The sequence below is a fragment of the Nostoc sp. WHI genome (assembly GCF_015714725.1).
In the GTDB taxonomy this organism is placed as follows: domain Bacteria; phylum Cyanobacteriota; class Cyanobacteriia; order Cyanobacteriales; family Nostocaceae; genus Nostoc.
Genome location: NZ_WBKM01000317.1, coordinates 1 through 21971, shown reverse-complemented (window position 1 = coordinate 21971; position 21971 = coordinate 1). Strand labels below are relative to the sequence as shown.

The following is a 21971-nucleotide window of genomic DNA, read 5'->3' as shown; positions in this document are numbered from 1 at the left end:
CGAGTAATCGAGCGTCCGTAGGAGCATCTGACTCCCTCATGTAATTCACATAACACAAGCGTTTCGTTGATTTAGAATGGGTGGTTACTTAAGCAATGCTCTCCTAACTTTTTGTTTGCTTTGATTCATGAGAATTTTACAAATAATATATTAAGGGATACTTATGATGACATACAGCCTGGAATGAGGTCATGGTGTATGTGTCACATTTAATTCATTACTTGTATGAACATCTTAGTACTATCTTCCACCTTTCCCTACCCGCCAACGCGCGGGGGAACCCAAGTAAGGACATTTAATTTACTTAAGTACTTAAGTCAACGCCATCCTGTTACCCTCGTGACTCAACGCGATGGCGATGTTACAGACGCAGAAGTATCAGAATTACGCGATTGTGTGGATCATCTAGCAGTTTTTGAACGCCCATCAGATTCTGGAACCAGTGCCGGAATATTGAAGAAAATAGAGCGCTTTGGTATATTTTTGCAGCAGGGTACACCGCCAAGCGTACTTAACCGCTACTCAGTTGAGATGCAAACGTGGGTCAATAACTGGGTGGAAGCGGGGAAATGTGATGTGATTACCTGCGAACATAGCGTCAATGAAATTTATGTCCAATCGCATTTTCAAAAACAGTTAAAAACTATAGTTAATGTTCATAGTTCTGTTTACGCTACCTGTCTTAACCAACTAGCAACGGGCATTTCTGAAAATTCTATTAGAGACAAAATTAATCTGCCACTTTTGCGTCGTTATGAGCAAAGCTACTGTGCTAAATTTTCGGCAATTGTAGTGACAACAGAAGAAGATAAAATCCAACTACAAAAATTTAATCCCAAGAGTGAAATTACAGTTATTTCCAATGGTGTGGATTTAGTTTCTTTCCCCAACCGTACCGCCGATCCAGGAGGACATCGCTTAATTTTTATTGGTGCAATGGATAATTTAGCAAACATTGATGCTGTCTGCTTTTTCAGCAACGAAGTCTTACCAAAAATCCAAAAATTTTATCCTGATACAACTTTCGATATTGTCGGTTCTCGTCCGTCATCAGAAGTTTTAGCACTTGATAAAAAACCAGGAATTAATGTAACTGGGCGTGTACCTTCGATGGTAGAATATTTACATAAAGCAACCATCTGTGTCGTACCCATGCGAACGGGGTTTGGCATTAAAAACAAAACTTTAGAAGCGATGGCAGCTGGTATACCCGTAGTGGCAAGCGATCGCGGTTTAGAAGGATTAGCCGTAGATGGTTCTAGTCATTCACTAAGGGCATTACGAGCGAATAAACCGACGGAGTACGTCACAGCTATTAGTCAACTATTTGATAATCCACATCTGCGTTCAGAATTGTCTTACAATGGCAGACAACTAGTAGAAACCGCATTTACTTGGGATATTGCTGGTAAAAGCTATGAAGAAGTTTGTCTTCGTAATTCGTAATTAAGACACACAGAAAAATGTTTTATCTAATAAACATCTCACCTTATGCTTCTAGATAAATTCTAGTTTTTCTTTCTTGTCGCTGTGGTAAAAGTGTGTAGAGACGTTGCATTACAACGTCTCTTATTAGGTTATCGGTCAGAAAAATTATCTTATCTAAACTGTATTGGGTTTTAGTTAGTTTGTGAAAATGCACCTCAATTATTTTCAAACCTAGCCGAAGACCTTAACACAAGTAAATTTTTATGCTTACGTTTATTCTTATTCTTCAGGATAGCTAAATAATTATCAACGTAGCGAAAAGCAGCTGCACAGTCGTAATCAGCAATGGCTATAGCTTGCAAGAAAACCTTTGGGGGAATTTCAAACCCTAAGAATTTTTCGCTTAAAATTAATAAATCTTGATCTGTGGCAGGAAAAGTAGTTTCTTCTGCCTCTTCTGAATCATGAAATATATCTTCAATTAATGTTTTGTACATTTTGTACCTCCCCAAAAGCATAAGATGCAAAGCCTGTGATAAAGTTTAGCTGTTGATCACGAGTTTGTAAGTTAACCGGGAGTTCAGTACCAGTACATCCTATCTCCCGCAAAATTTCTAAACAATAAGTACTGAGTTTAGTGTATGGAGATTGCTCCAACTGTTGAGCTACTTCTAGAGCCATCTCCAGATTGACTTCGATAACCGTCGTTACAGGGTTGGTCATGAATACGCCCTAATAAACTGGATGCTCTCAGTTTTGATCAGAAGTACAAATTAGGTAACGGTGTTTTTGCGGAATTTATGAAGAGGGAAAATTAGAATATCAGCGCATTTGCGGTAGAGTAGCCCAAGTTATGCAAATAAGGCTGAAAAATCTGCAATTTCAGTCCGGGTGCGTAGGCGCATCCCGTCGTAGACATCGCTCGTCTAGAATAAGTATAAATATTTAAATAACCTGAGTTTCAGGAGTTTAAAAAATGGCAGGAGATAGAGCAGGCAAGTCTTTTGGATAAATATGAAGTGATGGTTTTTGTGGCAAATAGGTAAGTAGATAAACAAAAATATTTTATAGTTATTGTAAACAGTGCGATCGCAGTTTCCTTATATTCTAAATCAGAGCGATCGCCAAAATCAAAAGCCGAACTTAGTACCAAATGCAACACTTACTAGCATTAAACCTTGAGATTGTCAAATTCCAAAGTACTAGATGACCATAGAAGTCGGGGCTATATAAACAAAGCCTGCCTATACAGGCTAAAAACCTTGAATTTCTGTAGTCCGCGTAGGCGGACTAAGCTCGTGTAGCCGCAGGCTTTAGCCTGTCGGCTATCGGTGTTACAATTTTCAATTCACTTACGTGTAGCTTCTAGCAGACTGGAAAAATAAAAACGAGTCCTAGTCATAGACTGTCGTTGCAATGAAAAGCCATTACTTTCTAGAATTTTCATCACATCAGCTTCACGATGCAAATATGCACGAGTAGCTTTACTTGGCCCCGGAAAGAAACTGCCAATTTTCTTAAGTATACTCAGGGCGCACGTCTTCGGTGCAAAACTGAGAATTATCCGCGACTGTGCTAGAGAACAGAGGTGAGATATCATCTCATCGGCTTTTTCTTGAGGGTAGTGAATGAGAACATCCAAGCAAATAACGGTATGGTAACTACCACTCAACGATTCCAAATCCTGCACAGCAAAAGTGGGATTTTCAACATTTCCCAAGGTTTGCTTCGCTCTATCCTTGCCTTCTTCCACCATTTTCTCAGAAATATCACTGGCATAAACCTTAGCACCATCTACCGCCAGAGGGATGCTGAGACTACCCACACCACACCCAGCATCGCAGATTAATAATTGTGGTAAATTATTATCGGCTTTTAGCCAGCCGAGAACTGTATCCACGGTCTGCTGGTGTCCATTACGGATGTCTAGTTGGATTTTGTTGACTTCGCCATCGCCGTAGATTCGCCTCCAACGGTCAAAACCTGTGGAATTGAAATACTCGCGAACAATCGTTTTATCGTCGGCTGCGTTCATAAACTTTGATTTTTAGGGGTTCCTAATGCTTAAAAGTATCATTGATGGGACTACAGGAACGCTCTTCGAGATTTTTCCAGATGATAGTTCACGCATAGGCAAGGATACTGAATGTATACAGAGGAGTCAGAGTACCGAATTCCAGCCCAGACGTGCAGAACGAAAGCTGTACTGACTTTAACGATATATAGTTAGATTGATTCGTGCCTACCTACTTAATTGTGTCAGGCTTGTTAGTGTGATGTTGGTGAGAGCATCTTAAAATCAAACAGGTTTAAGTAGTCTGGCAGGTGTTAAAACCGAATGGTTGCCAACTTCATAAATTACGCTGCTGTAGGATCATCACTGACTTTAACAATTAGCTTGCCAAAGTTCTCACCTCGCAGCAAACCAATAAAAGCACGAGGCGCGTTCTCTAAACCAACAACTACATCCTCTTTATACTTAAGTTGACCAGACTGCAACCATCCAGAAACATCACGCAAAAAATCATCAAACCGATGTTGGTAATCAATAACTAGAAAACCTTTGATCAAGGCGCGCTTGATTAGCAGTGGCATTAGGTTAGGTCCTGAAGCTGTGGATGTAGCGTTATACTGCGAAATCAAGCCTACTAGTGAAATTCTTGCCCCAATGTTAATCTGCTGCAACACAGTTTCTAAAATCGCACCTGCGGTATTATCATAGTAAATATCAATGCCATTAGGAGCAGCTTCTTTGAGCGCTAAATCAAGTTCTTGGGTTTTGCGGTTAATACCAGCATCAAAGCCTAATTCCTGAACTATATAGTCTCGCTTATCGTCACTCCCAACAATTCCCACTACTCGCGTACCTTTAATTTTGGCAATTTGACCTGCTACTGCACCAACAGCGCCAGAAGCTGCTGAAATCACAACAGTTTCACCTTCTTTAGGTTGACCAATATCAAGCAGAGCAGCATAAGCAGTCAAACCAGGCATACCCAAAACACCTAAACTATAAGATAAAGATGCCTGAGTGGGATCAAGTTTACGCAGCGTCTCAGCCTTAGATACAGCATAAGTTTGCCAACCATTATTATTCAAAACAAAATCCTCTACTTGAAATTGAGGATGATTTGATTTAATTACTTGGCTAACTGTACCACCTACAATAACTGAATTCAACTCTATTGATGCAGCATAAGACTGTTCTGCACTCATGCGACCACGCATGTAAGGATCGAGAGACAGGTAAATAGTGCGGCTAAGAATTTCACCTTCACTCGGTTCAGGAATTGGTGTTTCTACTAAGGCAAAATCACTCTCTTTTGGTTCGCCGACTGGGCGACTTTTAAGTAGGATTTGTTTGTTAATTAAATCAGACATAGGTTATTTTCCTCTAAATAAATCTAATCTTTGGTATGGGCATACATCTGTGCGCCTCTTCAGAAACTATTTATACCTTAGACTTGGCATCTACGACAAAATTCTATATTTCTATTCAATATTAGCTTCAATGGTCATCACCTGAAAGTTCAAGGCGCTAAACTCGAATTTCCTCCCGTACAGAAGCCTGATCCCACTTGATATTTTGGTGGTTCTTCGGATGCTGCTTTCTAAGTTACTGCCAAACACATTGATGTGTGTTGATTTAGGAACGAGTCACACCTGCGCTTACTCTGAGTTCGTTTCTAACCACTGAATTATCTCATCAGGCAATTCCTGCTTACTTCTACTACTTGCATCAATACAAACATGCCTAGTAATTGCCTTCGCAACTACTACATTAGCAATTGTGATTTCGTAAGTAATTTCAAACTTATCAACACCTAATTTTTGAGGCATTAAGCTAATCATCAATTTGTCCCCCCCAAACATAGGGCGTAAAAAATCGACATTAGCATGAACAATGGGGAAAGCCATAGATGGATTAGTAAAAAAAGTTTTGAGATTAATACTTGATGCTTCTAGAGATTCTTCATAAGCTTCATGACAAATAGCCAAAACGTTAGCAAAATAGACTACTCCAGCAGCATCAGTATCTTGAAAGCGAACCGTGCGGTTATAACTAAAAGACATTTTTTATAATTTAAAAGTAAAATAAAAAACAGTAGTAATAGACCTGCTCTACAAACTAATTTAAATTAACGGCAATGGTGGAACATCGAAATCATTAAATAAGCAAATATCGTAAGACGAAGCGGCTATTGCCCTCACCAGCTTACCGTCAAGAGTCAGCAAAGTAGCACCAACCTGCTGTGAAAGTGCAACATAAGAAGCATCATAAGCAGAAATGCCATAATTTAAGCCGATACTAACTGCATCCGCCATCAAGTCAGCCGTGGAGACAACACGCAACGGGAAGCTTTTGAGAGTTGCTAAATCTTTCTGAACCTCAGCAAGGGTGTACATCCTTGCACGGACATACTTCCAGAAGGCGTTAGCACACTCAATGTAAAAGAGGTCTGGGACAAATATTTCTGTCTGTGGATTGGCAAGATGTCCGAAGAGTTGCTTAACTTTGGCAGATAGTGGATCAGCGATAAAATACTTGATGCACACACTGGTATCTACTACGCATCTGAGAGGATTGCTCATCTATTGCGGTCTTCTCGAATTAGTTCAGTACTATCAGGTAATCCAAAGTCTGCTGGATTCAAGCGGCGGCGATCGCGATTACTTTCCTCTAAGAGTTTTGGTACATTCTGTCGCCGTTGTTCTTCCGTTTGCTGTGTTTCAGTTGTCAAAGCTTGTTCTAACAAAGTTATAACTTGGGCGTTAATTGAACGGTGCTGAGACACTGCTAACTCTTGCAGCTTTGCATACAAATCATCGGGTAAATTTCTTACATAAAGGGTAGCCATCGCTTTACCTTCAAGCATAATTTATCACCATGATAGCAGAATGCAAGCTTTCAGATTAAAATAATTCGTAATTAAGTTTTGTGGCGGGGTCTAAATCCCCGTTACAAAACTTGCCGCTTGTTAGTTACTCTTTGATTAAACCCACAGAATTTGTTAAAACAAAAAGTACCTCTGCGCCATTGGTAAAACTGTCGCAGGTTCACAAATCAGCAACTCACCATCAGCCCTTACTTCATAAGTTTCTGGATCTACTTCAATGTGAGGTAGTGCATCATTCAACTTCATATCTTGCTTACGCAATTGGCGTGTCCCGGAAACTGCAACTGCTGCTTTTTGTAAACCTAGCTGGCTAGGAATTTCTCTCTCTAAAGCTGCTTGCGAAACAAAAGTTAATGATGTAGAGTTACGCGCCCCTGCAAAACTACCAAACATCGGTCGCATATACACTGGTTGCGGTGTGGGAATACTGGCGTTAGCATCGCCCATTTGCGACCATGCAATCATTCCGCCTTTAATTACTATCTCTGGTTTCACTCCAAAAAACGCCGATCGCCACAAACATAAATCTGCTAGTTTTCCCTCTTCCACTGAACCCACATATTGAGCAATTCCGTGAGCGATCGCAGGGTTTATAGTGTACTTAGCAACATATCTTTTTGCCCGATTATTATCAGCTTGTCCATCTCCTGTAAGACTTCCCCGTTGCACCTTCATTTTGTGAGATGTCTGCCAAGTGCGAATTATCACTTCGCCTACTCTTCCCATTGCTTGAGAATCGGAAGAAATCATGCTAAATGCACCTAAGTCGTGCAAAATGTCTTCAGCAGCAATGGTTTCTCGGCGGATGCGCGACTCAGCAAAGGCAACATCTTCAGCGATCGCTGGATCGAGGTGATGACATACCATCAACATATCCAGGTGTTCATCTAAAGTATTGACGGTGTAAGGGCGTGTGGGGTTAGTGGAAGATGGCAGAACATTGGCTTGGCTGCAAACTTTGATAATATCTGGTGCGTGTCCGCCACCTGCGCCTTCGGTGTGGTAGGTGTGGATGGTACGGTTCTTAAAAGCAGCGATCGTATCTTCCACAAATCCGGCTTCGTTCAGGGTATCAGTATGAATCGCTACTTGCACATCATATTCATCGGCAACACTGAGGCAAGTATCAATTGCTGCGGGTGTGGTTCCCCAGTCTTCATGAAGTTTTAACCCCATTGCACCGGCGGCTACTTGTTCTACAAGTCCTTGGGGTTGACTGGCGTTACCTTTACCCAAAAATCCTAAGTTGACGGGAAAAGCATCGGCGGCTTGTAGCATTCGGTAAATATTCCACGGTCCAGGGGTGCAGGTAGTGGCATTTGTACCCGTAGCTGGGCCAGTACCACCGCCAATCATAGTAGTAATCCCAGAAGCGATCGCCACTTCAATTTGTTGGGGACAAATAAAATGAATATGGGCATCGATACCGCCAGCAGTGAGAATCATTCCTTCACCAGCTAAGGCTTCAGTTCCGGGGCCAATAATAATATCAACATTATTTTGAATATAAGGATTTCCGGCTTTACCAATTTTGAAAATCTTGCCATCTTTAATGCCGATATCCGCTTTGACAATACCCCACCAATCGAGAATCAAGGCATTAGTAATTACTAAATCAACAGCACCATCGGCGTTAGAAATGGGGGATTGTCCCATCCCGTCTCTGATAACTTTACCGCCGCCAAATTTCACTTCGTCGCCGTAAGTAGTGAAATCTTGTTCAACTTCAATAAATAATTCTGTGTCTGCAAGTCGGATGCGATCGCCTACTGTTGGCCCATAGGTTTCGGCGTAAGCGCGGCGATCCATTCTGTAAGGCATAATGCTACTCCTGATGTTGATTTTAGAGTTTGTGGGATTGTGCGATTCTCTACAAGATGGCAAAGCTGAACACACTTTAGATAATTTGGGTTTATGCTATAAATGAGCGTTCTTGAAGGCTTAGACAAAATGACCCTAGCAGACATAATTCCTATAGCTCGAAAGCTTTCTCCATCAGAAAAGCTCAAGTTAATTCGTATCCTTGCCGAAGATTTAGATACAGTCGAGGATATTTCTCCATTGGAACCCTTCAAAACCTACGATTTACCTACTCCTTATAATAGCTTTGGGGCTGGCGCAGTGATGATGGAAGCACTAAAATTAGAGGATTCCAGTCATTTAACTTTGTTAGGAAGTGGTTAGCTGATTCTTCACTTGTAAAAAATCCTTGCACAACTAAACCAGACCATTCTTCTTGCAAAACTGGCTCAATATTTGGTAAAAATTCAGTTATTGTGTCTTCTGATTTATTTAAATATTCTGATAATCTAGTCAGATAAATTTTAAACTTCAGCCCCAATTCTTGATTACTCTCAATAGGTATTAAATTAAATATCGCTTTTTTACTTTTACCAGTAAAAGTAATACAACTTTTTGTCGTATTTGTCCAAAAAGGATATTTAATTAAGCCTTGGTAAACTAATTTATATATGTGATTAACACCATTAGTTTCTGCTGTTTCTTCTAATTCTTTGTAAGTCAAGTTAGTTTTTCGTGATGATTTACTAGCAATATTTTCTTTAACTTGGTTGGGGTCAACTAAAAATTTTCTTGCTAATAGCTCATGACCATTATTATTGAAGTAATTAAATTTAGCTACATTTATGGGAACTTGATAGGTTTCTGACAAATAATTAATAATTCTTTCAGTACTAGGATCTATTTCTGATGCAACTATTAAAATTTTGTGTTGACTATTTATAATCTCTGGAAATACGTTATCAAATTTTGTTTGAAAAGCTTGTTCTAAAGTTTCTTCCTTACCTAAATAATTGAAATAACTAACAGCAATTCTACTTATTTCATCAGCAGATAGATTTTTCACCCATGAGGCATAATCTAACGCTTGAGCAGTTACCTCTCTAGATGTTTTATCACGTTTTAACTCAACAATGACAACATTTCCAGAACTATCTAAACAGAGCAGGTCGATTATTCCGTTATAATCTGTAACTACTTGACTACCAATTACTAATAAATCTGGTGAAAGAATAGAGATATCTCTTTCTAACCACTTTTCTAGACGAGCCTCTAAATTTAATTTAGTTTTAATGATTTCCGTAAGTTTATCTTCTGCGGATATTTCCCAGATTTTCAGGTCTTCTTGCATATAAATGATTCCTGTTTCATTAGAGTTTTATCAATCGAGATTACCGTTAATTTTACTGTTGAACCCGTAGACTTGGCGAGTACCGACTAAGGGGACTAAAGTTACTTCTTTTTGATCACCTGGTTCAAAGCGAACTGCGGTTCCGGCGGGGATATCGAGGCGCATTCCTCGCGCTTGTTCTCTGTCAAAATTTAAGGCTGTGTTAACTTCATAAAAGTGATAGTGGGAACCGACTTGTATGGGGCGATCGCCTGTATTTGACACTTGCAATTTTATAGTTGGACGACCAACATTTAGTTCAATTTCACCTGCTGGTGTGATAATTTCCCCAGGAATCATAATAAATTCAAAAATTAACGAATTGGATTATGTACTGTCACTAACTTTGTGCCATCAGGAAAAGTAGCTTCAACCTGCACTTCATGCACCATTTCTGATATCCCTTCCATGACATCATCCCGCGTTAATAGAGTTGTACCATAACTCATCAATTCAGCTACAGTTTGCCCATCCCTTGCACCTTCTAAAATGGCAGCAGAAATATAAGCGATCGCTTCAGGATAATTCAGTTTTAAACCCCTTCCTTTACGTCTTTCTGCTAATAAAGCAGCAGTAAAAATTAATAGCTTATCTTTTTCCTGCGGTGTCAACTGCATTCGTATTTCCTCCTCTGTGGTTCGTTCAAAGCTGCCACACTCTTGGTATACAATTACCACGATTCAAAAAAGAAACTCGCAGCAACTGCCAAACATCAATAAACCAGTTTCTCACCTCAGATGTAGAAGAACCACGATATCGACACAATAATCCATGTTGTAATCGGCTAACACCAGCTTCTCCTTCGCCATTCCATAAATTTCGAGCTTTTTCAACAATTTCTGCTGAAACTGCACCACCAACCCAAACTAGACTACCTGCTATTGGTTTTCCAGCCAAGCCGTGAGGACTGTGGAAAATGTCTTCGCTACCCCCTAACCATTGCCGATCAATCCATAAAGGAACATCTTGTTGCCAAATTTCGGTGTGCGATCGCCATTCTCCAAGGTAAAATTTTTCTCCTCTAGCACTGCGACCAAATCGGGTAATTTCCCAGCCTAACCAACTAGCCCCGGTTGTTAATTCTACCCGTAAATCTTGCCGATAAATCGCACCGTTAAATAAAATTGTCTCTTGCGGCAACCATTCTAAACAAGCGCCAGCGTCAACTTGCATCTGAATAGTTTGTCTAGCTTGTAAGCCATTGCTGCGATATATCTTACTAGCAGCAGCTGTAGTGATTAAGGCTTGGGCTTGGGCTTGGAGGTGGATATTAGAGGATAAGCGATCGCCTCCCACAACTCCCCCGGCTGTATGTAAAATTACGCTATGACAAACTTTTTCCCCTTCTGGATAAAATGGGCGTTGTACCTTCAGGGGCGCTTGTTGGTGATTGTAAATCAATTGGGTTTTACCCTGGCGATCGGCATAAACTAAATTAAGTTTGCCATGCCAACCTTCTGCTGTTTGTGAGTTGCAAATCATTTAGAAATTTCAGATTAAAGTTCAGATCCCTTATATTTCAATACGCTTGGGTAAGGCTTGATCCTCCCTAACCCTCCTTTTTAAGTAGGAAATTAAGCCCCCCTTTTTAAGGGGGGTTGGGGGGATCTTCCGGGGACAAATATCACTTAAGCAAGCGTATTGCCTTATATTTATTTAATACATTCTCTGCTGCTTTACCTGCAATTTATCATTATTTTTTCGCCAGGATTACATAATCATCTGATGTATAGCATGACTGATACTTCTGACCAAAATACTGTTGGAGTATTGGATTCATATACAGTTGTTTTGGTAATTTTTCTCGAGCAAATTTACCAAATTCAGCACCGGACAAAGGTATTCTTGAACCTGTTGAGGTTAAATATCTATACCAGACTAACTCTAATCCCAGTTCTACCAGAAATTTATGGACTACATTTTTTTCCTGCTCTTGGTTTTCAACTTGGTGAACATCATAAACTTTGAATAATTTTTTATCTTGCACAATTAGCAAAACATAACCTGAATTTTTTAAGCTAGTGACAAATATTTGCTTGTAAGTATTATTAGCTTCAACCCTCTTAGCTGGATCTGCAAAGAAGCAGTGGGAAATTACGATAAAGTCGAAAAAGTCTTTGGGTAAATTATTCGATTCACTTTTCCAAGTAAAAATATCAGTAGTAACGAAGCGAAAGTAAGCGTTCACTGTGGTTATGCGCGACTCTATATATCGTCGCCAAAACTGAAGTCCACGAAATTGAAAAGAATCTTGTTTTTCCAAAGAGTAATAGGATATGTGCATTTGCGGGATGTCAAAAAAACCGCTACTACTTTGGAGAAATAAAGCTAAACCATAAGCAACTGTTCCTGGGCCTGCTGCAATATCAAGAATATTAACTTTACTTGGTAGTAAAGCATCCTGATAAATGAGAAACCAAGCTAAATATACGCAATATACATTTTCTAAAAAATACTTCATAAAGTAGACATGAGGAGTTAGACTAAAACGGTAGTCTGGATCGTGTCCAATTTTTAAGTTATTAATATCATCAAGAGCGTCTTCTAGCTTAATAAATAACTGTTTGTCAGGAATCTTACTAAATTCTTCTTTGAGATATTCAACTAGCCTTGATTCAAAATCATCAAAAATACGTTCATCAATACCAGTAGATTGCAGTTTATACTCATCGTGCTGGATTAAATTAAAAACTTTATAGATATATTTAACGAATTCCTCATCTGGTGTTAATATTAGATTAGGTTTTTGCTGGGATGCTTCTGTTAGTTGTTTAGTTAAAGTTTCTGTTTGTCGTTTGTATTCTTGGGAATAACGTTCAAGTTGAAGTTTATCCCTAAATAGTTTTTCTAACCATGAGAATGTTGCACCTGATTTTTGAATCTCTTGCAATAGTTGCACTGCACGTCGGATATCTCCGCGTTTTAAAAATAATTTTAACTGCTGACTTCGCCACCAATTTGCGAGAGGATTATTCATAACCAAATCCCTCTTTACCTTCCATAATTTCTACACCTGGAAGTCGAGAAACTAACTTTTCCTTAAATTTCATATAGCTTAATTTCTCATCCTCATACCACCAAGCATATTTTTGCTTAATTTCTTCAGCTTCTTGGCGAGTTGATGCTATAAGAGAACGACTATCGCTAAGATGAAAAGCTTGAATTACAATTCTATCTGCAATGGCTAATTTGTCAATAAAAGCAGCTTCATCAGTTGGTAAAGTAGGAAGTAGAGGGGTAATAGTGATAGAAATTTTGGGAAGAAAACCTTTAAAATAATCAATACTTCGTTTAATTTTAATGATGGCATTTAGTCTGGCTTTAATACTGGGCGATCGCGGTTCAAAATCTTTTCTCACTAACTCACTACCAGTAGGAATGCTCATATTAATTCGCAATCTCTTAAATCGTTGTAAATAATCAATATCTCTAGTAATAATTGGGCTACGAGTTTGAATCACCAAAGTTGGAGTTGGATAACCATCAATTCCCACATCAAGCATTACCTCCAACAATCGACGAGTCAGTTGATGTTTAGACTCAAGTGGTTGATAAGGATCAGTAACGCTACTCATGTATATACTAGGAGGAATCTGGGGATTTTTTTTATACCATTTTTTTAATTCTTTCGCTAAAATCTCAGCAGAATTTTCCTTAAAAATTACCCATTTTCCCCAATCTTGGCGCATTTGAGCATTAGGGCTAAATGCCGCAGCATAGCAATAACTACAACCGTATTGACATCCCCTGTAAGGATTTAGAGTAAAATCATAATCACCAATAAAACCAGTAGCTTTTGTTAAAAGTGATTTAGCATTTTGTGCATAAACATTCACATCTCCAAACTTTTCTCGAACTAAATTGGTAGGAGTGCATTCGCAATAACCTTCATATTTTGGTTGTGCCATGTGAATCCTGATATTTATTGAGAGTGAATTAAGGCATCCTACTTTTTATGATTCCCATTTTTATTTTTAAATTCCTTCACCTAATTCTTCCAAGATAATATCAATTTCATCTGCGGGGTAGCCTGATCGATGTTTTACATAATTCTCTGCTCTGCCAGAAAATCGGTTGAGTGGGTTTAAGGTATATAAGGGGGTTATTTCAGGATTAATTTGGCTCATAGGTTTTTATGTAAAAGTAAAAATGAACCTGTTAGTTGGGCATATTTTGAGGGAAACATAGAACTGTAGCCCATAAAATGTATCAATCTACCAGAAATTATGACAGCTAAAGTGATAAGCATTTGCAACCTCAAGGGTGGAGTTGGCAAAACTACCATCGTTATGGCATTAGCGGAATATTTAGCAGGCGATACCATGTACAAAAAGCGTGTACTTGCTATTGATCTTGATCCTCAAAGTAATTTGACTAGTGCTTTAATGTCAGAAGAGGTTTGGGAAAAAGAATTTGAAAGTAAAAAATTGACATTGCCTTATTTATTTAAAGATCCTGAATATTTTTTAGAAAATGTTAAAAACGAAAATTTTATAGTTAAACACAATGTTTCAAATGTTAGAAACAGAAATTCTTTTGCCCACTTACATCTGATACCTAGTAGCCCAAAACTATTTGAAATCCAGGAAGAATTGCCATCAGGTTATTATTCTTTTAACTTTAAACCCGTTGATATTCTTCGTACAATTCTCAAACCCTTATTGAATAATTATGACTATATTTTAATAGATTGCGCCCCAAATATTAACAGAATAGTTAAAAGTGCATTTCTAGCTAGCCATGCTTGTATAATCCCTTGTGTACCAAACCGAATGTCAATTCATGGATTAGATTTATTACTTCAACACATTGAAAAGTTTAATAGAGATTATGTACATAACTTAAAAACAGTTGGAACATTAATTTCTCGTTACAACCGAACTATAGCGCAAACTGAAAATTTAAACTCTATTAGTGTGAATCCGTTCTATCCACCAGTTTTTGAAACCAAAATTTTAGAAAGAGCAAGAATTGCCGAAGGGTTAGAATTAAATAATTATTTGACTTATAGACAAAAATATGATGATTCTCATGATTCTATGGTGAAATTAACTAAAGAATTTATTCAGAGAGTAGGTAAATAATGGAAGCATCACAAATTGCAGATTTATTAAGAGCGATCGCAGAAGTTATAGAATCTGATTCAAAATTTGCCAAGGCTGTAGAAAAATGTTTAACTAACAGTTTAAATGCTCAAAAAAGTAAAAAACTGTCCGAAGCAACACCAAAGCAATCAGACGCTAGTAAAACTCTCGAAAATGGCGATCTTATCCTAACTAAATGTCGGCAAACTTTACGCGAACAGGGTGAAGAACAACTGAGGTTTTACTTAACTGAGCTAGGAGAACAGGTTAGAGAATTATTGAAACACGGCCAACTTGACCCGAAACGCTCTATGCGCCGCCGGAAGGATTTGAATAGTATTATTGAGCATATTATTCAAAAATTGCAAGCTCAAGATAAAAGCGGAAAACTACTTGCAGCCTCAATCTCTAAAATATGATGTAGCTTTATTAAGTCCTCTATTGCTGCTCTAACCAAGCTACTAAATCAGCAACTTCCGAAAAATCCAACAAAGCCTCTCCCAAGTTTTCTAACTGTTCAACAGATAAATTCCGAACCTGCTCAACTAATGATTCGTCAATATCACCAAAACGCCGTTTAAGTAGACGACTTATCAATTTAAACGCTTCTTTTTGAACGATATCTTGATAAATTACAGACTCTTTCATAATATCCTCCCGCAAAAATTGCCGAACCAAATCCTTTTCAAACCGTAAACCCGCCAGAATTTCTACACAACCCGCAATATTTTGTCGCTCCTCCCTATCTGGAATTGTAGCGACTTGTTCAGCCACTTGTGCCAGTAAAGTTTGCGGGGAGTCAGTTCGCGTCAAACTTGCTAAAGGTAACAGCGCCGGATTAGCTAAAAATAGTGTTGGATCTTGCTCCCAAAGACGAACAACTTGATATTGGTGAATCGTCGTATTGTCCCGATATTCTTCAGTAAAAGCCATTTCATTAGTAGTTTCCTGCAAAAAGATTACCACTTGCACTACAGGACAACGGTACTGACGCTTCAACCTCACAGAATAATCGAGCATTCGGAAATTAAGCGCTGGATTAGATTTCGCCAAAGTTTGAAATTCAATGTGCAAAATTTGGTTAGCTGCTTGCAAAAATGTCACAGAATCCGCACGAATTGGTTCAAGCGTAAGTTCCGTTTTCAAGACTTCAACTTGTTGCACCTCCACCCCAAGCAACCAACGCACAAAATCAGCAGGATACTGTTCAGCTAAATATTTACAAGCGTTGTCGTAACTCACCCTCTTTTTCTTCTCCTAACACAAAAAAACAGCCGCCTCCATAAAGGAAGCAGCTGTTCTCAAAAATTATGTAACTACAAAGTATTAGTAATCGAAGTCGCCGCCACCACCGCCACCGCCAGCAGGAGCGCCATCCTTAGGTTCAGGCTTGTCAACTATGATACATTCGGTTGTCAACACCATGCCAGCGATAGAAGCAGCGTTTTGCAGAGCAGAACGAGTCACCTTAGCAGGATCAACAATACCAGCAGCTAACAAATCGACGAATTCGTTTGTCGCAGCGTTGTAGCCAACGTTGAAGTCTTTCTCTTTCACGCGTTCAGCGATCACAGCACCATTCTGACCTGCGTTTTCAGCAATCCGCTTCAGAGGTGCGGGTAAAGCGCGAACGACAATCAAAGCACCAATCAACTCTTCATCTTTAAGATTGCTCTTCGCCCAAGTTTCCAATTCAGGAGCCAGGTGAGCCAGAGTTGTACCACCGCCAGGAACGATACCTTCTTCCACAGCAGCTTTGGTGGCGTTGATAGCGTCTTCTAGACGCAGTTTCTTGTCTTTCATTTCAGTTTCGGTCGCTGCACCCACTTTGATCACAGCGACACCACCAGAGAGTTTAGCAAGACGCTCTTGGAGTTTCTCTTTGTCGTAAGAAGATTCGGTTTCATCGATTTGACGACGAATCTGTTCGACACGAGCCTTAACAGCAACTTCGTTACCTTCGGCAACAATTGTCGTGCTGTCCTTGGTAATGGTGATCCGGCGAGCTTTACCCAAGCTATCCAGCTTGGTGTTATCTAGCTTTAGACCAGCATCTTCGGTAATTAGTTGACCGCCAGTCAAAACAGCGATGTCTTCTAGCAGAGCTTTGCGGCGATCGCCAAAGCCAGGAGCTTTAACAGCAGCCACGTTCAGTACACCGCGTAAACGGTTTACCACTAAGGTTGCCAAAGCTTCTTTTTCAATATCTTCGGCGATAATCACCAAAGGACGACCAGCACGAGCTACTTGCTCTAGAACTGGTACAAGGTCTTGTACCAGGGCGATTTTCTTATCAGTCAGCAATAGGAAAGGTTCATCAAAAACCGCTTCCATCCGTTCAGCGTCGGTGGCGAAATAGGGAGAGATGTAGCCTTTGTCAAAGCGCATCCCTTCAGTAATTTCCAACTCCGTGACCATAGATTTCCCTTCTTCTAGGGAAATTACGCCTTCTTTGCCCACCTTGTCCATCGCTTGGGCAATCATCTGACCAACTTCTTCGTCATTACCAGCCGAGATCGCACCCACTTGGGCAATGGATTTAGAATCTTCCACCGGACGAGCGTGTTCAGCAATTTTTTCTACTAGGAAGCCAGTAGCTTTGTCAATACCACGCTTCAGCGAAATCGCGTTAGCACCTGCTGCAACGTTCCGCAAGCCTTCTTTAACGATCGCATGAGCTAAAACGGTGGCAGTAGTGGTGCCATCGCCCGCAGCATCGTTAGTCTTAGAAGCAGCTTGACGAATCAGAGCTACACCAGTGTTTTCAATATGATCTTCTAATTCGATTTCTTTGGCGATGGTTACACCGTCATTGACAATTTGCGGTGCGCCAAATTTCTTTTCTAGGACTACGTTACGACCTTTGGGGCCAAGGGTAACAGCTACAGCCTCAGCCAGAATGTCAATGCCTCGTTCTAGGGCACGACGGGCGTTTTCGTTGTAGATAATGCGCTTTGCCATAGGTGTCTAAATTCCGGGAGTTAAGTCAATTTTTTTGAAATGGGCATTGGGCATTGGGCATTGGGCATTGGGCATTGGGGAAATTCTTCCCTATTCCCCACTCCCCACTCCTTACTCCCCACTAGATAACGACTGCTAAAATATCTTTTTCAGAAAGCAGTACATATTCTTCGGTGCCGAGTTTGATGTCAGTGCCAGCGTACTTGGAGTACAAGACTCTATCGCCGACTTTAATTTCCAATTCTTGACGGTTACCGTCATCGTTACGCTTGCCAGGGCCAAGGGCGACGACTTCCCCTACCTGGGGCTTTTCCTTTGCAGTATCCGGCAAATACAGACCACCTGCGGTCTTTTCCTCAGAGGCGTTCACTTTTACGAAAACGCGATCGCCTAAAGGTTTAACTGTAGAAACGCTTAAAGATAAAGCAGCCATATTATTTTCTCCACACTTTTAGCACTCTCAACCCCTGAGTGCTAATCTACCGAAAAGTGGCATCCAATGGCAAGAATTCTTTGAGTACGGGTTCCCGAACTAGAAGATCATCGGTGTACTTAAGTATAAATGCTTAATTATTTCTATTTTTCAGGTTCCGTTCCGTAAGTTACGAATATTTTTATATAGTCAACTTTATTTGCAAAGCTTGGAAATTGTTATAGAACTGTAATCAGGGAGCTGCTCAATGAGTAACAATACAGTGATCCAGTCTAGCTATCAAATCCCCAAAACCACTAAGTCTGTAGAACATAAAGCCCTGAGTAATTGTGTAGAAAGTTTAGGACTTGCAAAAATTCAGCGACACATTTTTATTTGCGCTGACCAGACAATTGCTAACTGCTGCTCAAAACGAGCTAGTCTGGAATCCTGGGAATACTTAAAAAAGCGACTTAAAGAGTTAAAACTCGACGAGCCGCAAGAAAATCATCCCATTTGCGTCTTTAGAACTAAAGCCAACTGCTTGCGCGTTTGTTGTTCTGGACCCATAATGGTGGTCTACCCTGATGGTGTCTGGTATCGCCAAGCAAACCCGGAAGTGATTGAGCGGATCATCCAAGAACACTTAATAGGCAATAAGGTGGTAAAAGAATATGTCTTTTTAACCCATCCTTTGCCAGAAACTTCCCTAGTTTCTTGTGAACACCTCATAGGGGCTTAACAACCGAAGGATACGGTATGGCAGTAAGCTTTGAGAAAGTGCGGGTTGGTTTTGAGGTAGGGTCATCTTTAAGCCAATACCTACTTGTGAGTCAGGAAGATTATTACTTAATCAGTGTTTTTTACCCCGCCACTTTCAAAGCGATATATAATAGCGCATTATAGATACTACTGCTATACGTATCCTTGCTGGACTTTTGCTATCAAGCTACTGTCTCTCGAAAATGCTCGGCATTTTTGAGGCTTCGAGACAGCAAAGGCAAGTTAAGTAGGAAAGGACAACATCTCGAATAACCCACCATAGAGGATAAATATTCAAGATTTTGATGGACCGAAGCGCGACAAGTGCCACTGCTATGAAAGAGCCCAGCATGAAAGATCACAAACGACTTCTATTGATTGATGATGACCCTAACCTCATCTTGCTGGTGAAGGATTACTTAGAATTCCGGGGATATGAAGTCATCACCGCCGAAAATGGACGCGAAGCTCTGGAAATTTTAGAGCAAGATGTTCCAGACATGATCATTTGCGACGTGATGATGCCGGAAATGGACGGATATACTTTTGTGGAACAAGTCCGGCAAAACGAACGCACCAGCTGGATTCCGGTTCTTTTCCTTTCAGCCAAGGGACAAAGTGCAGACCGAGTTAAGGGTCTGAATAAAGGTGCTGATGTTTATATGGTCAAACCCTTTGAACCAGAAGAACTCGTAGCGCAAGTTGAATCCTCGCTGAAACAAACTATCCGTTGGAAAGAACACCAAGCAAAAGGAGGCGAAAACGGTTCCCGCATCCAAGTTCCCTTCGATGTGCAGTTAACCCCAACTGAACTAAAAGTAGTCCAGTTTGTTGCTAGGGGTTTAGCTAACCGGGAAATAGCTGAAGAACTAAATGTTAGTCAGCGCACTGTTGAAAGCCATGTGTCCAATATGTTGGGCAAAACCAATCTCCATAACCGCACTGAACTAGCGCGGTGGGCGATTGAAAATCAAATGGCATAGTGAATTTTAGATTTTAGATTTTGGATTTTGGATTATTAATCTAAAATCCAAAATCCGAAATCGAAAATTGATTACCAACCTTCTTCTTCAGGGCTGGATTGGTGCAAAACTTCTAAATCCAGCTCATCCAGATAAGTTAAGGCGCTTTCAATCTGGGAAACAGTGCCCCGTAGTTCCAGGTTGAAGCAGCTATACTGTGGCACATTTATGCTTACCTGAGCATCAGCAATAATGATTGTGACCCCATAGTGAGAAACCAGTCGTGAAATGACTGGTTCCTCATGCAAATCTTTAGGAATGCGAACTTGGATACGGCTTTGGGTGCGTCTATTATCTAAAATATCTGTATTAGATTTTACTTGTTTATTGGGAATTGCCATTGTAGCTTCCTACTCGACTTCGTGGATGAAGTTTTGCTTTGCACGATTTCTTTTAACACTAGCGTCACTTATCCTACGTAGGCGAGCAAGAAAGTATTTGCCTTGGCAAACTATTAATCTAGATATAGTAAATGTGAAGAATTGCTCATAATCAGGTAGTTATGAGGTTGATTGTTATTCTATAGTGCTTTCCGAGCAAATTGAATACAGCCAATCTGTAGGGTTACAACAATTGTTGTAACCCTAATTTATTGTGTATAAGATTTAATACTGAAGTGACAACTGCTATATATGTTACTTTCTCAAAGTTTTAGGGAACTCTACTAATAGAACCTTATAGGTTTAACCCTCTGTTTAGATATCAATAAAAATCGATTTTTTAGGATATTTACTTCTGTGTAATGACCTATTGTATAAATCCCCATTGTCCAAAACCTGTTGACGCAGTGAATGCAAACAACCTTATTTGCCGTAACTGTGGGTCAGAAATACTGTTGCAAGGTCGCTATCGGGTACTCAAACAACTAGGACAGGGTGGCTTTGGTAATACTTTTGAAGTTGATGAGTGTGGGAAAACTAAAGTTTTAAAAGTGCTGACTGAGAATAACCCCAAAGCCATTGAACTGTTTCAGCAGGAAGCAAAGGTTTTGAGTCAGCTAAACGGTGCGGGTATTCCCAAGGTAGAACCAGATGGTTATTTTACTGTTTTACCTAAAAATAGCTCTGTACCATTGCACTGTTTAGCAATGGAGAAAATTGAAGGCGTAAATTTAGAGCAGTGGATGGAATTTCGTAATTATCAACGTCTTTCTGAAGCTCAAGCTCTCAATTGGCTTAAACAACTTGTAGAAATTCTCGCTTTAGTACACGCTCATCAATATTTTCACCGTGATATTAAACCTCAAAATATCATGCTGCGACAAAATGGGCAGCTTGTCTTAATTGATTTTGGTGCAGTTCGACAAGTCACGACAACCATTTTGGCGGGAAATTCCCATACCAGAATTATTTCACAAGGCTATTCACCCCCAGAGCAACAAAACGGTTATTCGGTACAGCAGTCAGACTTTTTTGCTTTGGGACGGACTTTTATTTTTCTGCTCACAGGTAAGGAACCCCAGGATAAAGAAATTTATGACCCTCTGACTAACGAGTTGCACTGGCGAAAATCTGCACTCAATCTTTCTGCACTATTGGCAGATTTAATCGACCATTTGATGGCTCCTACTGCAAATCATCGTCCTCAAAATACGCAAGTGATTTTGCAGAAATTGAACGAAATTGAAAAAGCGTTACAAATGCCTAGAATACTATGGCAGCAAACAGCAATTCAATCAACCAATGGGTTTAAATCTGTTGCGTCATCTAGTTCTGTTGCTACTGTATCAGTCGGTGGAGCTAAATCAGTCAATGCGTCTTCTAGCCAGACTCATAAAAGCCAAAAACTTTCACAAGTTCTCATCGGTTTAGGACTGGGATGTTTTGCCGTTGTTATTGCGGCTATTAATCAACCAAACACCAAAAATCCGGTTTCTGTTTCTCCTGTAGAAAATGTTCCGGTAGCTATTCCTAGTCCAGTTACCCAAATTCCTGAAATCCCATTAACTACTAACTCTCAACCTACAATAAGTCCTTCAACGTAACCGTTCACAGGATAAGAAACGCTACAGTCAAAAATGGGTTACTGAGGTGGTAGATTAAGAGGCATGGATGAAAACTGCCTCGCCTACGGAATTGAAATTTCCGACTCAGATTGGGAAAAGACTCCAGCCAGCATCAAACAACTGGTGGAGAAAATGGGGCAGCATATAAAGCAATCAGAAAAAAGGCTGGCGGAACTTGAGGTCAAATATCAAGAGTTATTAGAAAAAAT

Annotated in this window: 25 protein-coding genes; 6 read left to right on the top strand and 19 right to left on the bottom strand. The window is 39.9% G+C overall.

What is annotated here, in order from left to right:
• Positions 1-225: 225 nt before the first annotated feature.
• Positions 226-1446, top strand: a complete 1221-nt coding sequence (locus F8S12_RS32295) for a glycosyltransferase family 4 protein (RefSeq protein WP_196520379.1) — start codon at positions 226-228, stop codon at positions 1444-1446.
• Positions 1447-1643: 197 nt separating this feature from the next.
• On the opposite strand, the gene F8S12_RS32290 is transcribed toward F8S12_RS32295, so the two are convergent.
• The 15 genes from F8S12_RS32290 to F8S12_RS32220 form a co-directional block, all read right to left on the bottom strand.
• Positions 1644-1925, bottom strand: a complete 282-nt coding sequence (locus F8S12_RS32290; RefSeq protein WP_196520378.1) for a hypothetical protein — start codon at positions 1923-1925, stop codon at positions 1644-1646.
• Positions 1906-2151, bottom strand: a complete 246-nt coding sequence (locus F8S12_RS32285; protein WP_196520377.1) for a hypothetical protein — start codon at positions 2149-2151, stop codon at positions 1906-1908. The genes F8S12_RS32290 and F8S12_RS32285 overlap by 20 nt, the downstream gene beginning before the upstream one ends.
• 625 nt (positions 2152-2776) lie before the next feature.
• Positions 2777-3463 carry a magnesium protoporphyrin IX methyltransferase gene (gene bchM / locus F8S12_RS32280; protein WP_196520376.1) on the bottom strand — a complete coding sequence of 229 codons (687 nt, stop codon included), beginning with the start codon at positions 3461-3463 and terminating at the stop codon, positions 2777-2779.
• A gap of 323 nt (positions 3464-3786) precedes the next feature.
• Positions 3787-4809 carry an NADP-dependent oxidoreductase gene (locus F8S12_RS32275; RefSeq protein WP_196520375.1) on the bottom strand — a complete coding sequence of 341 codons (1023 nt, stop codon included), beginning with the start codon at positions 4807-4809 and terminating at the stop codon, positions 3787-3789.
• A gap of 288 nt (positions 4810-5097) precedes the next feature.
• Positions 5098-5502: an acyl-CoA thioesterase gene (locus tag F8S12_RS32270; protein ID WP_196520374.1), complete on the bottom strand. Its 405-nt coding sequence runs from the start codon at positions 5500-5502 to the stop codon at positions 5098-5100.
• Positions 5503-5562: 60 nt separating this feature from the next.
• Positions 5563-6021: a type II toxin-antitoxin system VapC family toxin gene (locus tag F8S12_RS32265; protein WP_196520373.1), complete on the bottom strand. Its 459-nt coding sequence runs from the start codon at positions 6019-6021 to the stop codon at positions 5563-5565.
• Entirely contained in the window at positions 6018-6305 is a 288-nt protein-coding gene (locus tag F8S12_RS32260; protein WP_331001469.1) for a FitA-like ribbon-helix-helix domain-containing protein, read from the bottom strand. The genes F8S12_RS32265 and F8S12_RS32260 overlap by 4 nt, the downstream gene beginning before the upstream one ends.
• A gap of 135 nt (positions 6306-6440) precedes the next feature.
• Complete coding sequence (gene ureC / locus F8S12_RS32255; RefSeq protein WP_196520372.1) at positions 6441-8147, bottom strand: urease subunit alpha; 1707 nt, start codon at positions 8145-8147, stop codon at positions 6441-6443.
• Positions 8148-8415: 268 nt separating this feature from the next.
• Entirely contained in the window at positions 8416-9477 is a 1062-nt protein-coding gene (locus F8S12_RS32250) for an endonuclease NucS domain-containing protein (protein WP_196520371.1), read from the bottom strand.
• 30 nt (positions 9478-9507) lie between these two features.
• On the bottom strand, positions 9508-9816 hold the full coding sequence (locus F8S12_RS32245) for an urease subunit beta (RefSeq protein WP_196520370.1): 309 nt from the start codon (positions 9814-9816) through the stop codon (positions 9508-9510).
• A 14-nt stretch (positions 9817-9830) separates the two neighbouring features.
• Complete coding sequence (ureA, locus tag F8S12_RS32240) at positions 9831-10133, bottom strand: urease subunit gamma (protein WP_196520369.1); 303 nt, start codon at positions 10131-10133, stop codon at positions 9831-9833.
• 25 nt (positions 10134-10158) lie between these two features.
• The gene (locus F8S12_RS32235; protein ID WP_196520368.1) at positions 10159-10998 is read right to left on the bottom strand and encodes an urease accessory protein UreD; all 840 of its coding nucleotides are present in this window, start codon (positions 10996-10998) and stop codon (positions 10159-10161) included.
• Positions 10999-11209: 211 nt separating this feature from the next.
• Positions 11210-12493 (bottom strand): photosystem II assembly protein, encoded by a 1284-nt coding sequence (locus F8S12_RS32230; protein ID WP_196520367.1) that lies wholly within the window; start codon positions 12491-12493, stop codon positions 11210-11212.
• The gene (locus tag F8S12_RS32225) at positions 12486-13424 is read right to left on the bottom strand and encodes an SPL family radical SAM protein (RefSeq protein WP_196520366.1); all 939 of its coding nucleotides are present in this window, start codon (positions 13422-13424) and stop codon (positions 12486-12488) included. The genes F8S12_RS32230 and F8S12_RS32225 overlap by 8 nt, the downstream gene beginning before the upstream one ends.
• A gap of 66 nt (positions 13425-13490) precedes the next feature.
• Positions 13491-13643, bottom strand: a complete 153-nt coding sequence (locus F8S12_RS32220; RefSeq protein ID WP_196520365.1) for a hypothetical protein — start codon at positions 13641-13643, stop codon at positions 13491-13493.
• A gap of 99 nt (positions 13644-13742) precedes the next feature.
• On the opposite strand from F8S12_RS32220, the gene F8S12_RS32215 reads away from it, so the two are divergent.
• Entirely contained in the window at positions 13743-14600 is an 858-nt protein-coding gene (locus F8S12_RS32215) for a ParA family protein (protein ID WP_196520364.1), read from the top strand.
• Positions 14600-15019, top strand: a complete 420-nt coding sequence (locus tag F8S12_RS32210; RefSeq protein WP_196520363.1) for a hypothetical protein — start codon at positions 14600-14602, stop codon at positions 15017-15019. Before F8S12_RS32215 ends, F8S12_RS32210 begins: the two co-directional genes overlap by 1 nt.
• Positions 15020-15038: 19 nt before the next feature.
• Here the strand turns inward: F8S12_RS32210 and F8S12_RS32205 are convergent, their stop codons facing one another.
• From F8S12_RS32205 to groES, 3 genes are all read right to left on the bottom strand, one after another.
• A complete protein-coding gene (locus F8S12_RS32205) occupies positions 15039-15842 on the bottom strand; it encodes a DUF4351 domain-containing protein (RefSeq protein WP_196520362.1) in 804 nt (267 codons plus the stop codon).
• An 84-nt stretch (positions 15843-15926) separates the two neighbouring features.
• Entirely contained in the window at positions 15927-17561 is a 1635-nt protein-coding gene (gene groL / locus F8S12_RS32200) for a chaperonin GroEL (RefSeq protein WP_196520361.1), read from the bottom strand.
• Positions 17562-17682: 121 nt separating this feature from the next.
• Entirely contained in the window at positions 17683-17994 is a 312-nt protein-coding gene (gene groES, locus F8S12_RS32195; RefSeq protein WP_196520360.1) for a co-chaperone GroES, read from the bottom strand.
• Between the two features lie 247 nt (positions 17995-18241).
• Between groES and F8S12_RS32190 the strand changes: the two genes are divergently transcribed.
• Entirely contained in the window at positions 18242-18715 is a 474-nt protein-coding gene (locus tag F8S12_RS32190; RefSeq protein WP_230968417.1) for a (2Fe-2S) ferredoxin domain-containing protein, read from the top strand.
• Between the two features lie 325 nt (positions 18716-19040).
• Entirely contained in the window at positions 19041-19718 is a 678-nt protein-coding gene (locus tag F8S12_RS32185; protein WP_012407592.1) for a response regulator transcription factor, read from the top strand.
• A 71-nt stretch (positions 19719-19789) separates the two neighbouring features.
• Here F8S12_RS32185 and F8S12_RS32180 read toward each other — a convergent pair whose 3' ends face one another.
• A complete protein-coding gene (locus F8S12_RS32180) occupies positions 19790-20098 on the bottom strand; it encodes an NIL domain-containing protein (RefSeq protein WP_196520359.1) in 309 nt (102 codons plus the stop codon).
• 401 nt (positions 20099-20499) lie between these two features.
• Here F8S12_RS32180 and F8S12_RS32175 point away from each other — a divergent pair, with 401 nt between their 5' ends.
• Entirely contained in the window at positions 20500-21741 is a 1242-nt protein-coding gene (locus F8S12_RS32175) for a serine/threonine protein kinase (protein ID WP_230968416.1), read from the top strand.
• Positions 21742-21971: the final 230 nt, after the last annotated feature.

Coding starts and splice junctions, on each gene's coding strand:
- F8S12_RS32180 (WP_196520359.1), bottom strand. CDS start 20,098: ATGGCAATTCCCAATAAACAAGTAAAATCTAATACAGATATTTTAGAT.
- groES (WP_196520360.1), bottom strand. CDS start 17,994: ATGGCTGCTTTATCTTTAAGCGTTTCTACAGTTAAACCTTTAGGCGAT.
- F8S12_RS32250 (WP_196520371.1), bottom strand. CDS start 9,477: ATGCAAGAAGACCTGAAAATCTGGGAAATATCCGCAGAAGATAAACTT.
- F8S12_RS32190 (WP_230968417.1), top strand. CDS start 18,242: ATGAGTAACAATACAGTGATCCAGTCTAGCTATCAAATCCCCAAAACC.
- F8S12_RS32295 (WP_196520379.1), top strand. CDS start 226: ATGAACATCTTAGTACTATCTTCCACCTTTCCCTACCCGCCAACGCGC.
- F8S12_RS32290 (WP_196520378.1), bottom strand. CDS start 1,925: ATGTACAAAACATTAATTGAAGATATATTTCATGATTCAGAAGAGGCA.
- F8S12_RS32220 (WP_196520365.1), bottom strand. CDS start 13,643: ATGAGCCAAATTAATCCTGAAATAACCCCCTTATATACCTTAAACCCA.
- F8S12_RS32235 (WP_196520368.1), bottom strand. CDS start 10,998: ATGATTTGCAACTCACAAACAGCAGAAGGTTGGCATGGCAAACTTAAT.
- ureC (WP_196520372.1), bottom strand. CDS start 8,147: ATGCCTTACAGAATGGATCGCCGCGCTTACGCCGAAACCTATGGGCCA.
- F8S12_RS32265 (WP_196520373.1), bottom strand. CDS start 6,021: ATGAGCAATCCTCTCAGATGCGTAGTAGATACCAGTGTGTGCATCAAG.
- F8S12_RS32245 (WP_196520370.1), bottom strand. CDS start 9,816: ATGATTCCTGGGGAAATTATCACACCAGCAGGTGAAATTGAACTAAAT.
- F8S12_RS32210 (WP_196520363.1), top strand. CDS start 14,600: ATGGAAGCATCACAAATTGCAGATTTATTAAGAGCGATCGCAGAAGTT.
- ureA (WP_196520369.1), bottom strand. CDS start 10,133: ATGCAGTTGACACCGCAGGAAAAAGATAAGCTATTAATTTTTACTGCT.
- bchM (WP_196520376.1), bottom strand. CDS start 3,463: ATGAACGCAGCCGACGATAAAACGATTGTTCGCGAGTATTTCAATTCC.
- F8S12_RS32175 (WP_230968416.1), top strand. CDS start 20,500: ATGACCTATTGTATAAATCCCCATTGTCCAAAACCTGTTGACGCAGTG.
- F8S12_RS32185 (WP_012407592.1), top strand. CDS start 19,041: ATGGACCGAAGCGCGACAAGTGCCACTGCTATGAAAGAGCCCAGCATG.
- F8S12_RS32260 (WP_331001469.1), bottom strand. CDS start 6,305: ATGCTTGAAGGTAAAGCGATGGCTACCCTTTATGTAAGAAATTTACCC.
- F8S12_RS32225 (WP_196520366.1), bottom strand. CDS start 13,424: ATGGCACAACCAAAATATGAAGGTTATTGCGAATGCACTCCTACCAAT.
- F8S12_RS32215 (WP_196520364.1), top strand. CDS start 13,743: ATGACAGCTAAAGTGATAAGCATTTGCAACCTCAAGGGTGGAGTTGGC.
- F8S12_RS32275 (WP_196520375.1), bottom strand. CDS start 4,809: ATGTCTGATTTAATTAACAAACAAATCCTACTTAAAAGTCGCCCAGTC.
- F8S12_RS32230 (WP_196520367.1), bottom strand. CDS start 12,493: ATGAATAATCCTCTCGCAAATTGGTGGCGAAGTCAGCAGTTAAAATTA.
- F8S12_RS32285 (WP_196520377.1), bottom strand. CDS start 2,151: ATGACCAACCCTGTAACGACGGTTATCGAAGTCAATCTGGAGATGGCT.
- F8S12_RS32270 (WP_196520374.1), bottom strand. CDS start 5,502: ATGTCTTTTAGTTATAACCGCACGGTTCGCTTTCAAGATACTGATGCT.
- groL (WP_196520361.1), bottom strand. CDS start 17,561: ATGGCAAAGCGCATTATCTACAACGAAAACGCCCGTCGTGCCCTAGAA.